The sequence below is a fragment of the Terrimonas ferruginea DSM 30193 genome, from assembly GCF_000425585.1.
Classification (GTDB): Bacteria; Bacteroidota; Bacteroidia; order Chitinophagales; family Chitinophagaceae; genus Terrimonas; species Terrimonas ferruginea.
On sequence record NZ_KE384400.1, the window covers coordinates 228,008 to 243,096 of the forward strand.

Consider the following 15,089-nt stretch of genomic DNA (forward strand, 5'->3'; position numbering starts at 1 on the left):
TAAGGTAACAAAGAGAATAAATAAATGCTTGATTCACGATTTTCCTTTTTTTGAATTTTGACTTTTGAATTTTGAATTATCTTGCCTTTTAAATGCAAACGGACGTTCTTATCATCGGTCAGGGAATCTGCGGCAGTTTTTTGTCGTGGTACCTGCTGGCGCAGGGAAAAGAAGTGATCGTGATCGATGAAGAACGCGCTTCCAGTCCTTCGAGAGTGGCGGCGGGATTGATCAATCCTGTTACAGGACGACGCATGGTTACGGCATGGATGGTGAAAGAATTATTTCCGTTTGCCAATAAAGCTTATACTGATTTCGGTGCGCAACTTGGCATACAAGCCATCTCCCGCAAAGATGTCGTCGATCTCTTTCCCAATCCCTTTATGCGGGAAAGCTTTTTACAAAAATTAACCGAGGGCAACGAATACATTCATCGCGTTGACGACGAAACGCATTTTGCCAATTGGTTCAATTATGAATTTGGCGCGGGATTGATCGGCCCGGCCTACGCCGCATATCTTGATCGGTTATTGCCGGCCTGGCGTGCTGAGCTGAAGCAACAGAACCGTTTGCAGGAAACTTCGTTCGACATAAACGCTTTACAGGTTGAACCGGATGAGATAAAGTATGATGGCATTCATGCAAGACAAATCATTTTCTGTGACGGACCTGCGGGCATGCATAATCCATTTTTCCAGGCATTGCCTTTCTCGCGTAACAAAGGAGAAGCATTGATCGTAGAAATTCCCGAATTGCCGCAGGACCACACCTATAAAAAAAGCATGCTGCTGGTGCCATTGTCGGAACCGGGATTATTCTGGTTTGGTTCCAGCAATCATTGGGAATTTGCCGATGAGCAACCAACCCCTTCTTTTCTTGAAAACGGTAAAAATCTGCTGAGACAATTGCTGAAAGTACCTTTCAACATTGTTGACCACCGTGCAGGTTTGCGTCCGGCTACCCTGGAGCGGCGACCGTTTGTGGGCTTTCATCCGCTTCATCCATCCGTTGGCATACTGAATGGCATGGGCACCAAAGGCTGCTCCCTCGCTCCCTACTTCGCACACCAGTTAGCCCAATATATCGGTGGCAATACAGCCGCTATCGATCCGGTGGTGGATGTGAATCGGTTCAGGAGAATCCTGGAGAGACAATGAGACAATTAGATAGTTTGAAAATTTGAAAATCAATTTTCCAATCCCGTTACCTAATTTTCAACTCTTCAAATTGTCTAATTAACTTCCAGCCTTTCCCCAACTTAACCTTCGTCCCTCTAACCTTCACCCGGTGTTGCTGAAATAGACCCGGTCGTTGCTCGGGATAGAGCGTGATCTTTTGCATATTGTCGGCGCGGATATACCGTACGTCGCCGGGATAACGGAAAGGCGGATATCCATTGAAAAAGAAAGTCAACGTGTCGGTGGCAGCAAAGTCCTGCGCGAAGAAAAACAGGCTGTTGCCATAATGCGGTTTTAATTTATCCGGGTAAAATACAATATGCCGCACAGGCACCGGCTCTCCGGCAGAATCTACAAACGTAAAAGAAGAAATGTTGGTAAACATACCCAGCGAGTCCTCGAAGCGTGGCAGCGGCGCCACCGGTTCGCTTTGCAGAAAGATATCGCGTCCCTTGGCCGTCCAGGTGCCGGATGTTGCAAACACCCTGCGCAAGGTATCGTTGTTGAAAATCAATCCCTGATTTCCCGGCGTATAATTCAGGTAAAACTTATGCGCACTGTCCAGCACCAGGGAACCATTGCCCGGACGGCGGGAACGATAGGTTCCCACAGGAGAACTTACCTGGCAGGCAGTCAATAGCAGCGATAGAAAAGCAACAAGTCGTAAGGACATGGTCGGGGCAAAGATACTATGTGAACGCCTCCCGGCCAATGCAGCCGCAAGGTCGGCCGGTTTTCCTATCTTTGCGCGCGGCGAAACCAGCAGTGGCAGGCTTTTTACCCCTGCTGCCGGATTTGTGCCTAACCTTTCATCGACAACCATTTTAGTCACGATTTATATGTACAGAACGCATACCAACGGAGAACTCAGACTTTCCCATGCAGGACAAACCGTAACACTCGCAGGATGGGTGCAGACCGTCCGCAAATTCGGCAGCATCACTTTTGTGGACCTTCGCGATCGCTACGGCATTACCCAGCTTCTTTTTGGTGAAGAACTTAATAAAGAACTCGAAAGCCAGCCACTCGGCCGCGAGTTCGTGATCCAGGTATCGGGTGCAGTTTCAGAACGTACCAACAAGAACCCCAACATTCCAACCGGTGACATCGAAATACTGGTAAGCAATTTTACCATTCTTAATAAATCCGCCGTTCCGCCGTTCACCATCCAGGACGATACCGATGGCGGCGATGATTTACGGATGAAATACCGCTACCTCGACCTGCGCCGCAATGCCGTGCGCAAGAACCTCGAGCTGCGTTATGCCGTAAACCGTGCGGCCCGCAACTACCTGCACAACCAGGGCTTCATGGACATCGAAACGCCTTTCCTGATCAAATCAACGCCGGAAGGTGCCCGCGACTTCGTGGTGCCTTCACGCATGAACCCCGGACAATTCTACGCACTGCCGCAATCGCCGCAAACATTCAAACAACTGCTGATGGTAAGCGGCTACGACCGTTACTACCAGATCGTAAAATGTTTCCGTGATGAAGACCTGCGTGCCGACCGCCAGCCCGAATTCACACAGATCGACTGCGAAATGGCTTTCGTAGAACAGGAAGACATCCTGAACATGTTTGAAGGACTGGTAAAAACGATCTTCAAAGATGTAAAGCATATCGACTACACCGAAACCGTGCAGCGCATGACATGGGAAGAAGCCATGTGGACATACGGCAACGACAAACCCGATATCCGTTTCGGTATGCAGCTCTGCAACCTTAAATTTCCCGGGCACACTTTCCCCGGCCGTAAAAATATTGCGGAGCTGATCAATGGCGCCGACTTCAAAGTATTCGATGAAGCAGAAACCGTGATCGCCATTGCAGCACCCGGGTGCAGCGAATACACACGCAAGCAAACCGACGAACTCACCGAATGGGTAAAACGTCCGCAGATCGGCATGAAAGGACTTGTATTCATCAAATGCAATGCTGATGGTAGTTTCAAAAGCAGTGCAGATAAATTTTACAGTGAAGAAAAACTGAAAGCCATCGCCGAAGCCACCGGTGCCAAAGCCGGCGACCTGGTACTGATCCTCGCCGGTGCCGAAGAGCGTACCCGTAAAGCTACCAGCGAACTCCGCCTCGAACTGGGCAAACGCCTCGGCTTCCGCAAAGACGATGAATTTAAATTACTGTGGGTACTCGACTTCCCGCTGTTTGAATACGATGAAGAAGGCAACCGCTGGGTAGCCCGTCACCATCCGTTTACTTCGCCCAAGCCCTCGGATATCGATACCATGATCAGCAATGATCCATCTATTCCGAATGCGGCTGAATACCTCAAACATCCGTATGCGGGCATCCGTGCCAATGCCTATGATATGGTATTAAATGGAAATGAAATCGGCGGAGGCTCCATCCGTATCTATCAACGTGAGCTGCAGGAAAAAATGTTTGCCGCGCTGGGTATGGATGAAGAAGAACAGCAACACAAATTCGGCTTCCTGCTGGGAGCGTTTGAATACGGTGCGCCGCCACATGGAGGTATCGCATTCGGATTCGACCGTTTGTGTTCGATCCTCGGCGGAAGTGAAAGCATCCGTGACTTCATCGCCTTCCCTAAAAACAACAGTGGTCGCGACGTGATGCTCGATGCACCGGCTGCTATCGACAACAAACAATTCGACGAATTGCAAATCCGTCTTGATTTGAAAGGAGAATAATCAGGCGTAATAAAAATCCTCCGGTATGCTGGCGCCGAACCATTGCGACAAACGAAAATGATGGCGCCGGTATATGCGGCGGGGAAACAACACGGTATATCCTTCGTCTTTGTAGGATTTAAGGATGACATGGCTCTCATCAAAAAGGTCGTATACAAATTGCAGGCTCCTGCTTCCGGACGGTTTTGCGTCCTCGGGTACGTTCCCATTATCAAAAGGTCCATCTTCATAAATACGCAGATCATCGAGAATCATGACGTCGCTGTTACCGGGGCGAAGGCGTTTGATGATCTGCAGTTCCTTCATGAGCGGCAACCGTAACTCTTCTTCGTCGCAATCATCGTAAGCGGTAAGGCCGGCATCGGCCCCTGGGAAATGTGCATCGAGCCAGAAGACACCGTTTCCTTCGATTTGCGGCAATGTTTCTTCGAGTGCTGAAAGGCTATCGGTCGTGAGGATTTCGATGCGGGATTCCTGTTCAAAACGCCTGCGGGCGGCATCGGCGAGTTCGGGTACAATCTCCACCGATATCATTTTACGGAAAGGTGCAGACAATGCATAAGCCAACGCATCCCCGCGGAAGGTGCCGGATTCAAATAAAAAATCAAGATTGTATTCCCGGGCGATCCTTTGCAGATCAAAACGGTGGAGCATTCCCATATTTCAAATTCAAAAGTGAAAAGAGTGAATGGTCAATGGTGAATAGTGAATGAAGCAGCCGGCATTCGACAATCGTCAATCGTCAATCGACAATCGTCAATCGTCAATCGTGAATCGTCAATAAGGCTATCTTACTTATTACTTACTACTTATTACTTACTACTTATTACTTATTACCCTACCCCTTATACCTTACAACTTAAAACTTACAACTTATTACTCTACCATCCAAATATCCTTCTTTTCCCTCCTCCTTTCTGTATGATGATACCGATGGAAGTAACCGTAAACTCATTCAATTGCAGCTTAAGATGCACGTCTTCGCTATGAGGAAACACATCCACTGCATAATCTTCGGGCAGGCCTCCCAATGAATAATCGAATTCTTCCACCAGGTGACCTTCTCTCCGCAATTCTTCCGCCAGTTGTTCCAGGTCACGCATGCGGAAGATAACAGTGCTGCCGGTATCCAGTGTTTTATCGTTGGAAGAAATATTAAATTCCGTGGTATGTACGGCCCAACCGCCGCGCTTGAGTGTTTTTAGTTGATTTTTTAAAAATGCCAGCCCGAGTTCGATGCTGCCCAGGTGTTCGAAAGAACAACTCGACCAGTTGAAATCGAAACCGCGCAGATCTTCCGGAATATTGTTCATGTCTACGGCACGATAAGACACATGTTTATTCAATGTGGCATCGTCGGTGAGTCCGCGCTTATTCAGCGATTCTACGCCGAAGCACAATTGGTCACCATTTTCCCAACCTTTCTCCTTGCCCTGTTCGGGAAATATATCTGTTGCCAGGATATCGCATCCGTAATTGGCAAAGATCGAAGGACCGGGCTCGGTGCCTACGGCAAATACCAATCCTTTCTTTCCCTGCGCAATGCATCCCCTCTCCCACAATGCCTGCATCACATACACAAATTCCCATTGCTTGCGATGGTAACGTGCGGGCTCGTTGAGTTCTTTCACCCAACGTTTAAACCACTCAGTATGCCAGTCGCGCGCCTTACACAATTCCGATTTGCGGCGCGGCGTTTCATACACGAGTGATGTATTCCATTCACGTTGCGGAGTAAGCGCAACAGGCTCCAGTATTGAATTCATAATAATGATTGATATACCTGAATATATTGAGCAGCATTTTTATCCCAATCAAATTGCGAAGCACGTTTGATCAAGGCGGCTGACAGATCGGTTGACTGATAACGTTGCATGCCGGATGCAAACACCTGCTGCATGTGTTCGCCGTCAAATGATGAAAAGTAAAAGGCTACATCGCCACCGATCTCCGGCAGGGAAGTGCGGTTGGACAGGAAAAGGGGTTTGCCAAAAATCATGGCTTCTACAACCGGGGCACCAAAACCTTCGGCGAGTGACGGATGCACGAATGCCAGACAGTTGCGCAAATACCAGGCCTTATCCGCTTCCGATACGGGGCCTGTCAGGCGTAAACGATCGGATACGCCCATATCACTGGCGAGCTGCTGCATTTTAGTGATATAATCAGGCTCATCCAATCTTCCGGCTACTACCAATTCAAGCTCCGGATTATGATGAAGCAGGGGCAGCAACGAATGGTAGTTCTTTTTAGTATTCACATAACCCATACCAAATAAAAAAGGTCTTGATACCAGCGGCTGCTGGAACGGAATGGTATCACTTTCTACCCGGTGGGTACCATTGTGTATCACATATAGGGGCTTGTTGCCTACTTTGCAATTTTTTAACACATCCCCTTTCGTAAACTCCGATATACATACGATGGCGTCGCTGCGGTCAATCAGTGATTGTGTATGGGAGATGCTGCGCCGTTGCTCTTCCGGCGATTTGCCTTCGTGCAAAGGATTGAGATCATGAATGGTCAGCACCACTTTGGTATCCGGATGCTTGCGTTTGTCTGGAATAACGCGCCCTGATTGAAAAGGTGCATGCCACACCTTGCAACCATGCAGAAAAGGCTTCCAGAGTTTATGCCATTTCTTTTCTACAATCGTATGACTACCACCACCGAACGCATCTTTCTCAGCAGGAGGAACGTACATTTTCATCGGTTCTTTTCCTACCGCTTCCAACTGCTTGTTTACAGCCAGACCAATGTTAAGACAATAATGATATAATCCTGAGTGGGGGAACCGCATCAGATCACAATCAAGAATAATTGAAGCCATATAGGGAGTTATAGTTGGATCAAAGCCTTCGCAAAAGAACGCATATATCTTGCCACTTTAGTTAGAAAACTTCAAAAATTATCGTCTCAAAAAATAAAGTTTACCTCGTGCAACGGTAATTAAAAGCACGTTGTCACGGTGATCAGAGTAGTCAGGTATGACTTTTGCTCCTAAATGGAAGTTTTGCCTGCCACACCATTTTTTTCCACCACGATTGGCTTTGATTTTACTAAACGCTCTGAAATGAAGAATATCATTTTTGATTGCGAACGCATGAAGTATGCTGATACGGGTCTGTACCATTATTGTTTAAACCTTGGCAGGCACCTCGAAAAGAAATTGGAACACAGTGAGCACCTCACTTACTTCGCTCCTTCATCCGTACGCCCGGCACTCAATGACCATGCAGGACATATTTCCCAAAACTCGTTACAGAAGTTCTTCATGCCCTCTACAAGAGGATTCCATATATGGCATTCCACTTACCAGAGTTCGTCTTATATACCGCAACGCAACCGCAGGATCAAAGTAGTGCTCAGCATTCATGATCTTAATTTTCTTTATGAAGGAAAGTCAGAGGCGAGGCGGGACAAGCATTTGCGTCACCTGCAGCAGAACATCAACCGCGCGGACGTAATCGTCTGCATCTCCGAATTCTGCCGTAAGGATGTATTAACGCATTGCGACACAGGCAACAAGCCGGTGTATGTTATTCACAATGGCACCAATACTTTGAAAATGCCTGGCCTGTCGCGCAACTCTTATAAACCCGAACGCCCTTTTCTCTTTTCATTGGGCGTTATCTGCCGCAAGAAAAATTTCCATGTATTACTTCCTTTGCTGGAACAAAACCAGGACATGGAATTGCTGATCGCGGGGCGCCCCGATGATCCTGAATACATGCAGTTTATACACCAGTCTGCCCGGCAGTTGAAAGTGGACAACAATCTTCGCCTGCTGGGTAATATTTCCGAGTACGAAAAATCATGGTACTACCGTAATTGTTATGCTTTTGCGCTGCCATCGATTGCGGAAGGATTCGGATTGCCCGTAGCAGAAGCCATGTCTGTCGGTAAACCCGTATTCCTCTCCGACCGCACCGCTCTTCCGGAGATCGGTTCGGATCTGGCTTTCTATTTCCGTGATTTTACTGCACAACACATGCAGAAAGTGTTTACCTCCGGTATGCAGCAATACAGGGATGAAAACATGCACAACGCAATACGGCAACACAGCGAATCGTTTTGCTGGGACAAAGCCGCCGCTGAGTACCTGAATATTTACAGAACCTTATATTAAACCCTTGTTAGACGCCACCACCTGAAGTATGAAAGTATATCGCCGACTGTTAGTATATGCCCGGCCATTCAGCCGGTTTATCGTGCCATTTTTCGTATTTACCTTACTGGGCGTATTTTTCAGTGTGTTCCAGTTTGCGCTGATCATCCCTTTGCTCAACTTTTTATTTGATCCGGTTAACACCGCAGATGCTGCGAAATATGCCACAGCACCTGACTTCCATTTCTCCGCTTCTTTTTTCAAAGATTATTTTTACTACCTCGTCTATTCCTTCAAGACCAGCAATCCTGCCTATGCTTTATATTTCCTGGCAGGCATGATCGTAGCGGCGGTGATTCTTACGAATATCTTCCGTTACCTGGCACAACGTTGCATGATCAATGCGCGTACGCTGCTCGTAAAAAGATTAAGAGAAGCCCTGTTTGATAAAATCAATCGCCTTCATCTCGGTTACTTCACCAAAGAACACAAGGGTGATCTCATCTCGCGGTTGAATACCGACGTGTATGGTATCGAAGGTGCCGCGGCCAGTTCTATCGAAGTGTTGTTCAAAGAACCTTATGTAATGATCGGTTACTTCGTAGCCCTTTTTGCCATCAGTGCAAAGCTGACCCTGTTCACGCTGCTGATTATTCCCATATCGGCAGTCGCCATTGCCGCCATTACCAAAAAATTGAAACGCGAAGCCAAAGAAGTACAGGCATCTGCCGGCCGCCTGCTCACCCTCATCGATGAAACATTGATGGGCATGCGCATCATCCGTGCATTCAATGCTACCGGCTTTGTGCTGCGTCGTTTTTCACAGGAGAATGATTTTTACAGAAAGGCCAGTCTTGCCTCGTTCAGTAAACGTGAACTGGCTCCTGCCTTCTCCGAAGCGGCAGGCGTTATTGTTGTAGCCTGCATCCTTGTATACGGTGGCGGGTTAGTGCTGGCGCCCGGCGGCGGGCTGCAGGCAGGTGCGTTCATTGCCTTCATTGCCATCTTCTCGCAGGTGATCCGTCCGGCGAAGGCCATCGTAGTAGCTCTTTCCAATATACAAATGGGACAGGCTGCGGGTGAACGCATTCTCGAGATCCTCGATAAACCGGTGGAAGTGGCAGATCGCCCGGGTGCTGTTCCGCTGACTTCCTTTGAAGAAAGCATAGAACTGCGCAATGTCACTTTTGGTTATACCGACCGCACCGTGTTGAAAGGAATTGACCTGGTGGTACAGAAAGGAAAAACGATTGCCCTCGTCGGCCCTTCCGGCGTTGGTAAATCCACCATTGCAGACCTGGTTCCGCGCTTCTATGATGCCACCGGTGGCGAAGTGCTCATCGACGGAAAAAATGTAAAAGACTATACGATGGAATCCCTGCGCAGTCACATGAGTTTTGTAACGCAGGAGATCATCTTGTTCAACGATACCATTTTCAACAACATTGCCCTCGGACAACCCGATGCAAAAATGGAAGACGTGATTTATGCTGCCAAAGTAGCGAATGCGCACGAGTTCATCGAACAAACAGAAGACGGTTATCAGACCAACATCGGTGACCGCGGCATCCGTCTCTCCGGCGGCCAGCGTCAGCGCCTGAGCATCGCCCGCGCCGTATTTAAAAATCCTTCCATTCTTATTCTCGATGAAGCCACTTCGGCACTCGATACCGAATCGGAAAAATCCGTACAGGAAGCGCTCAACAACCTGATGCGCGGACGTACCACGCTCGTTATTGCACACCGGTTAAGTACGATCAAGGAAGCGGATGAAATTATTATCCTGCAGGATGGCGAGATCGTGGAAAGAGGCAGTCACGATCAGTTGATCGAATCGAAAGAGAGCATTTATCATCGTCTTACGCAATTACAGCGCATCGCTTAATGATCAGGAAGGCATTTCCTTTGACAGGCGTAATTGTCTCCGCTGGCGGTAGATAATATAAACGCCGCCGATCACGAGGGCAAAGGCAATGATGCGGAAGAAATTCTTTTCGATAAATGATTGACGGTCGCCGCCCGCGGCCATACGCTTTTCACATTCGGTAATAAGCAAATGTACCCCGGGATAATTACCGTTGATGTTCAGCACTTCTCTGAATTTACTCAAAGCCTTACGATAATAACTCTGGTAAAAAAACTGCAACCCCTGGTTAAAGACCTGGCTGGCGTGGCTTACACGCGGCTTTACTTTAACGGAATCGATGAACTCCTGTATTACAGGCAGGGGTATGGCGAAATTAAAACCGCTGGCCAGTGTACCCGTGCGTTGTTCGAGTGAGCCAAAGGTGGCAAGGCCAATCACGTCGCCTTTTTCATCGCAAACCGGGCTGCCGCTGCTGCCATGTGCGATCAATGCATCCATTTGTATCACGGGCCAGCCTCCTACTGATTTTTTTACAGCGCTCACCACACCCGATGTCAACGTTGGTTCGGTAGCCGCATCGAGCGCCAGGAATACGTTATTGCCCGCAGGTTCCGGAAAACCCAGCACCAATACGCGGCTGCCAATACGCGGCTGGGTGCTGTTGCTGATACGCAATACCGGAAGATTGCGCACGTCATTTATTTTCAGAATAGCCACGTCCTTGCCCGGCATCGCTTTTCCCTTTATCAACACCTCTGCTGGTTTTTTGATCCGCGCCATGTGTTCATCACCGTTGTCGATACGGTACAATACATTCAATTCTTTGCGCAGGTTGTTCAGCACCAGCGGCGACATACGGGAGTAAACAAAACTGTACACATCATAAAGCAGGTTGCGTTGTTCTTCACTCAAGGTCATCTGCCAGGCAGATTCCAGTGCATTGATATTGGCATCCGTTACTTCCTGGAAAGTAGACAGCAAAAATTTCCGGCGGATAAATGCGCTGTCGCGTTCGATCACATGGCAGTTGGTGATAAGATGCCCTTCACCGGTAATGAAGAAACCCGTGCCATTGGACAATACGCGGTGCTGTTGCGTGTAATATTCGGTGGTCGGGGAAAAGTAGCGGATGGGGTTGGCATATAGTTCCCGGATCACGATATCGAGTTTTTGTTCACCGGAGAGACCGCCGCCATGATCCAACCGTTTCACCGAATCAACCAGGCGGTTGAAGGTCGGTTCATTGACGGCCACTTTGTTGGCATAAACCGTTGCAGAATAGACGGCCTGCACCATGGCAATACCGGGTGCGTTACGCGCATAGTTTTCCTCTACACTGATCCCCTGAGCGTTTGATCCTCCGGAAATGAACAGCCCGATAAAAAAGCTGATCAGACTCCGGGCAATTATTCTTCCGGCCCGCATGTTTAATAACATATTTTCAAAATACGAAAAAAGGTTTAAGGATTATGGCGTGAGGTATAAGGGAATAAGTTTAAAATATTTAGTAAACATCCATAGCCATCACAAGACCCGCTCCCGTGGTTCGTGTATACACGAACCGGTAAAGCGGACCTCTACTTGTTATTGACTATTGACCATTCACTATTGACTTAAAAAAAAGCATCTTTCGCACAATTTTACCACTGTTCCTGCGTATATCTGAACTAAAACCATACCTGCCGGGCCAAAACAGGAATAATTATTGCTTTTTTGCTCCGTAAGGATTTAATTTTCCAACCTAAACCTTTTGCATGAAAAAACTCCTGCCCCTGCTTATGCTTGTAATGACGGCTGCCAGTTGCGTAAAAGATAACGACAGCAAAAACGTACCCGATACCCAGATCAATGTTTCATACGGCAGTCATGCCCAGCAAAAAATGGATATTTACCTGCCGCCGCAACGGAGCAGCAGCACCACAAAAGTGCTGGTAATGATCCACGGCGGCGGATGGTCAGGTGGCGACAAAAGCGATTTTACCGCGGGCATTGCCGGCGTTCAGCAATTATTGCCAGGCTATGCCATTTTTAATATCAATTACCGCCTTGCGGCTACCGGTAATGTAAATCCTTTTCCTGCCCAGGAACAAGACGTGAAAGCCGCGATAGAATATATTTACAACCGCCGGGAGCAATTCCAGATATCGGAAAAATTTGTTTACCTGGGAGCCAGCGCCGGCGGACACCTGGCATTGTTACAGGGATACAAACATACCAGCCCCGTGCGCCCCAAAGCGATTATTGACTTCTTTGGTCCCACGGATTTAACCGCTTTATATAATAACAGTGCACTCGCAGCCCTGCTATTGCCACAAGCCCTGGGCGGAACGCCCACGTCCAATCCCACCCTTTATCAATCCAGCAGTCCGATCAATTATGTAACGGCCCAGTCTTCTGCCACCATGATTTTACAGGGCGGTATCGACGATCTTGTTCCGCCATCGCAATCAACCGCATTGCGCGACAGACTGAATACGGCCGGCGTTGCCAACCAATATGTATTTTATCCCAATGAAGGACATGGCTGGGGCGACCCCAGTGCTACCGATTCTTATCTGAAGATTGCCGCATTTCTGCAAATACACAATCCCTGATAAAAACAGGTTTCGTTTTTACTAACGGAATCAGTATATTCGATATAACGGTTGCACACATCAATGATGTGAGGCAACCTTTTTTTTATCGCCAACTGACTGTCATGAACGGAACGCAATTATTTGAGCAATACCTCCCGTATGCCGGGACATGGGATGAAATGTGTACCGGTGAACATATCCGGGACCAATACAGCCAGGTCTTCAAAGACATCAGCCAGTTGTCCACCGAAGTGCTGCTGCAGAAAGACAGACAGGCCGGAGAGTTGTTCATGAACCAGGGCATCACTTTCACCGTGTACAGCGATGATGCGGGAATTGAAAAAATATTTCCCTTTGACATCATTCCCCGTATCCTTACGGGTGCGGAATGGCGGCACATCGAGCAGGGAATCGCACAGCGGTTAAAGGCACTCAATCTTTTCCTGAAAGACATTTACTCGGAACAACAGATCATCCGCGATGGTATTATTCCCGCAGAACTGATCGCGAGTTGCCCGCACTACACGCGCGAAGTATATGGCGTACGCGTGCCACATGACCTGTACATTCATATTTCGGGTATCGACCTGATCCGCGGGCAGGATGGTACATTTTATATATTGGAAGACAACCTGCGTACACCGTCGGGCGTGTCTTATATGCTGGAAAACCGGGAGGTAACCAAACGCATATTCCCCGGCATGCTGACCGCAAGCCGCGCACGGATGGTGAACAATTATCCGCTGTTGCTGCATGAAATCTTAGGCAGTCTCTCGCCGGGACATCTGTCCAATCCTACCATGGCGTTGCTCACACCGGGCGTTTATAATTCTGCTTATTTCGAACACACTTTTCTTGCGCGGCAGATGGGCATTCCGCTGGTAGAAGGAAGAGACCTTGTGGTAGACAATCACAAGGTATATATGAAAACGACAGCCGGACGTCAGCAGGTGCATGTGATCTATCGCCGCCTCGACGACGAGTACCTCGATCCGCTGGTATTCCGTCCGGATAGCGTATTGGGCGTACCGGGGCTGATCAGCGCTTACCGCAAAGGAAACGTCGCTATCGTGAATGCCGTAGGCAATGGTGTGGCCGATGACAAAGCCGTATATGCTTACGTGCCGGCCATGATCAAATACTACCTCAACGAAGACGTCATCCTGCCCAATGTGCCCACCTACAGCATGGAAGACAGAGAGGCACGTGAACATGTATTTGCCAACATGGAAAACATGGTGATCAAACGCACCAATCAGTCGGGCGGTTATGGTATGGTAATGGGCGACAAAGCATCGGAAGAGGAATTGAAAGCCGTGAAAGAAGCCATACTCGAAACACCACGTGAATTCATTGCGCAGCCCATCATTAAGCTATCAACCGTTCCCTGCCTGATCGATGGCAAGCTACAGCCGCGGCACGTGGATCTTCGTCCTTATGCGTTGTGCGGTCCGGCCGGCATCCGCATTGTACCCGGCGGCCTCACCCGTGTAGCACTCCGCGAAGGATCGCTGGTAGTGAATTCATCGCAGGGAGGCGGAAGTAAGGATACCTGGGTGGTGGACCTGTGAGGTAGAAGGCGTAAGGCCCGACACTTCGGGCTAGGGCATAAGGTAAAAAAAAGGCAATAAATGAATAAGTCAATAGGTCAACGACTTATTCACCTATTCACTTATTGACGATTCACGATTGACCATTCACCCTTTTGAATTTTGACTTTTTAATTCTGAATTTCCCACCGTATGTTAAGTCGAATCGCTGACTCTTTATTCTGGCTCAACCGTTATATGGAACGTTCGGATTGCCTTACGCGCATTATCCGCACCAGTTATATTCTATCTTTTGACGCAAGCGAAAAAGCCGACTTTACCTGGCGGGATGTATTGCAACTCTGTGGTGCCACACAGGAGGAGGAAGTGCTCGAACTCGGACGTCAGATGGAAACCGCCCTGGACTACCTCATCTGCAATACGTCCAACATCAACTCCATCCGTGTACTCGTGTCGCGTGCGCGGGAAAATGCGCGTGGTGTGCAGGACAACATTACCAAAGAAGTATGGGAAGAGATCAACCAGCTTTACCATGTAGTGAATGCACCAACCGTAACGCAACAGATCACAGGTCTGCGTGCACTCGAGATCATCGACAGGCTGGATCAGTGCAACACACTTTATTACGGCGTAGCCGACAACACCATGCCGCGCGGGCAGGGGTGGAATTTCATGAACCTGGGGAAATTCATTGAACGGTGTATTCTCACCATCGACAACAGCCTCGCTCATTTTGGGAAAATTCAATTTGAGCTGGGAGCGGCTCAGGATATTTTATTCTGGCGGCACTTGTTGCTTTCTCTTTCCGGTTATGAATTGTATTTAAAAAAATACACCCGCGGCCTGCACAACATGAATGTGCTCGATCATATTTTGTTCAACCAGGATTTTCCACGATCGCTCATCTACTCGCTCAGCCGCATACGCCGTTATCTCGACTTCATCATCGACGACACAAAAATGGAAGGAAGTGAACGGCTGCAAAAAAATTTTGGCAGAATCTGCAGCAAAGTGGAATTTGCCGACCTGAACACTATCCAGGAAACCGGCGTACAGGGATTTTTGTACCCGCTGCGCCAGGATCTTGTTGAATTTTCCAATCAGTTAACGAGGATCTATTTTTCTTACGCCTAAGAAC

General features: G+C 48.4%; 12 protein-coding genes. 7 read left to right on the forward strand and 5 right to left on the reverse strand.

Annotation, left to right across the window (positions count from 1 at the left end):
• The first annotated feature begins 92 nt into the window (after positions 1-92).
• The gene (locus tag H608_RS0117430) at positions 93-1,157 is read left to right on the forward strand and encodes an NAD(P)/FAD-dependent oxidoreductase (RefSeq protein ID WP_028788813.1); all 1,065 of its coding nucleotides are present in this window, start codon (positions 93-95) and stop codon (positions 1,155-1,157) included.
• 46 nt (positions 1,158-1,203) lie between these two features.
• Here H608_RS0117430 and H608_RS0117435 read toward each other — a convergent pair whose 3' ends face one another.
• Positions 1,204-1,851 (reverse strand): hypothetical protein, encoded by a 648-nt coding sequence (locus tag H608_RS0117435; RefSeq protein ID WP_155990231.1) that lies wholly within the window; start codon positions 1,849-1,851, stop codon positions 1,204-1,206.
• Between the two features lie 166 nt (positions 1,852-2,017).
• Here H608_RS0117435 and aspS point away from each other — a divergent pair, with 166 nt between their 5' ends.
• Positions 2,018-3,850 carry an aspartate--tRNA ligase gene (gene aspS, locus H608_RS0117440; protein ID WP_028788815.1) on the forward strand — a complete coding sequence of 611 codons (1,833 nt, stop codon included), beginning with the start codon at positions 2,018-2,020 and terminating at the stop codon, positions 3,848-3,850.
• Here aspS and H608_RS0117445 read toward each other — a convergent pair whose 3' ends face one another.
• The 3 genes from H608_RS0117445 to H608_RS0117455 form a co-directional block, all read right to left on the reverse strand.
• Positions 3,851-4,510: a hypothetical protein gene (locus H608_RS0117445; protein WP_028788816.1), complete on the reverse strand. Its 660-nt coding sequence runs from the start codon at positions 4,508-4,510 to the stop codon at positions 3,851-3,853.
• A gap of 221 nt (positions 4,511-4,731) precedes the next feature.
• Positions 4,732-5,616, reverse strand: a complete 885-nt coding sequence (locus tag H608_RS22795) for a class I SAM-dependent methyltransferase (RefSeq protein ID WP_211227079.1) — start codon at positions 5,614-5,616, stop codon at positions 4,732-4,734.
• Positions 5,613-6,680 carry a glycosyltransferase family 4 protein gene (locus tag H608_RS0117455; protein ID WP_028788817.1) on the reverse strand — a complete coding sequence of 356 codons (1,068 nt, stop codon included), beginning with the start codon at positions 6,678-6,680 and terminating at the stop codon, positions 5,613-5,615. Before H608_RS0117455 ends, H608_RS22795 begins: the two co-directional genes overlap by 4 nt.
• Positions 6,681-6,923: 243 nt before the next feature.
• Here H608_RS0117455 and H608_RS0117460 point away from each other — a divergent pair, with 243 nt between their 5' ends.
• Both H608_RS0117460 and H608_RS0117465 read left to right on the forward strand, forming a co-directional pair.
• Complete coding sequence (locus tag H608_RS0117460) at positions 6,924-7,979, forward strand: glycosyltransferase family 4 protein (RefSeq protein WP_162142892.1); 1,056 nt, start codon at positions 6,924-6,926, stop codon at positions 7,977-7,979.
• Between the two features lie 28 nt (positions 7,980-8,007).
• Positions 8,008-9,843: an ABC transporter ATP-binding protein gene (locus H608_RS0117465; protein WP_028788819.1), complete on the forward strand. Its 1,836-nt coding sequence runs from the start codon at positions 8,008-8,010 to the stop codon at positions 9,841-9,843.
• A 3-nt stretch (positions 9,844-9,846) separates the two neighbouring features.
• On the opposite strand, the gene H608_RS0117470 is transcribed toward H608_RS0117465, so the two are convergent.
• Complete coding sequence (locus H608_RS0117470) at positions 9,847-11,262, reverse strand: S1C family serine protease (protein ID WP_081658937.1); 1,416 nt, start codon at positions 11,260-11,262, stop codon at positions 9,847-9,849.
• 317 nt (positions 11,263-11,579) lie between these two features.
• On the opposite strand from H608_RS0117470, the gene H608_RS22800 reads away from it, so the two are divergent.
• The 3 genes from H608_RS22800 (at position 11,580) to H608_RS0117485 (ending at position 15,085) form a co-directional block, all read left to right on the forward strand.
• Positions 11,580-12,419, forward strand: coding sequence for an alpha/beta hydrolase (locus H608_RS22800; RefSeq protein WP_051268417.1), 840 nt, complete (start codon positions 11,580-11,582; stop codon positions 12,417-12,419).
• 104 nt (positions 12,420-12,523) lie between these two features.
• A complete protein-coding gene (locus H608_RS0117480) occupies positions 12,524-13,972 on the forward strand; it encodes a circularly permuted type 2 ATP-grasp protein (protein ID WP_028788821.1) in 1,449 nt (482 codons plus the stop codon).
• A gap of 171 nt (positions 13,973-14,143) precedes the next feature.
• The gene (locus H608_RS0117485; protein ID WP_028788822.1) at positions 14,144-15,085 is read left to right on the forward strand and encodes an alpha-E domain-containing protein; all 942 of its coding nucleotides are present in this window, start codon (positions 14,144-14,146) and stop codon (positions 15,083-15,085) included.
• Positions 15,086-15,089: the final 4 nt, after the last annotated feature.

Bases quoted from the DNA above. Each gene is read 5' to 3' on its own strand.
- H608_RS0117430 (WP_028788813.1), top strand. From the start codon at position 93: ATGCAAACGGACGTTCTTATCATCGGTCAGGGAATCTGCGGCAGTTTT.
- H608_RS0117435 (WP_155990231.1), bottom strand. From the start codon at position 1,851: ATGTCCTTACGACTTGTTGCTTTTCTATCGCTGCTATTGACTGCCTGC.
- aspS (WP_028788815.1), top strand. From the start codon at position 2,018: ATGTACAGAACGCATACCAACGGAGAACTCAGACTTTCCCATGCAGGA.
- H608_RS0117445 (WP_028788816.1), bottom strand. From the start codon at position 4,510: ATGGGAATGCTCCACCGTTTTGATCTGCAAAGGATCGCCCGGGAATAC.
- H608_RS22795 (WP_211227079.1), bottom strand. From the start codon at position 5,616: ATGAATTCAATACTGGAGCCTGTTGCGCTTACTCCGCAACGTGAATGG.
- H608_RS0117455 (WP_028788817.1), bottom strand. From the start codon at position 6,680: ATGGCTTCAATTATTCTTGATTGTGATCTGATGCGGTTCCCCCACTCA.
- H608_RS0117460 (WP_162142892.1), top strand. From the start codon at position 6,924: ATGAAGAATATCATTTTTGATTGCGAACGCATGAAGTATGCTGATACG.
- H608_RS0117465 (WP_028788819.1), top strand. From the start codon at position 8,008: ATGAAAGTATATCGCCGACTGTTAGTATATGCCCGGCCATTCAGCCGG.
- H608_RS0117470 (WP_081658937.1), bottom strand. From the start codon at position 11,262: ATGTTATTAAACATGCGGGCCGGAAGAATAATTGCCCGGAGTCTGATC.
- H608_RS22800 (WP_051268417.1), top strand. From the start codon at position 11,580: ATGAAAAAACTCCTGCCCCTGCTTATGCTTGTAATGACGGCTGCCAGT.
- H608_RS0117480 (WP_028788821.1), top strand. From the start codon at position 12,524: ATGAACGGAACGCAATTATTTGAGCAATACCTCCCGTATGCCGGGACA.
- H608_RS0117485 (WP_028788822.1), top strand. From the start codon at position 14,144: ATGTTAAGTCGAATCGCTGACTCTTTATTCTGGCTCAACCGTTATATG.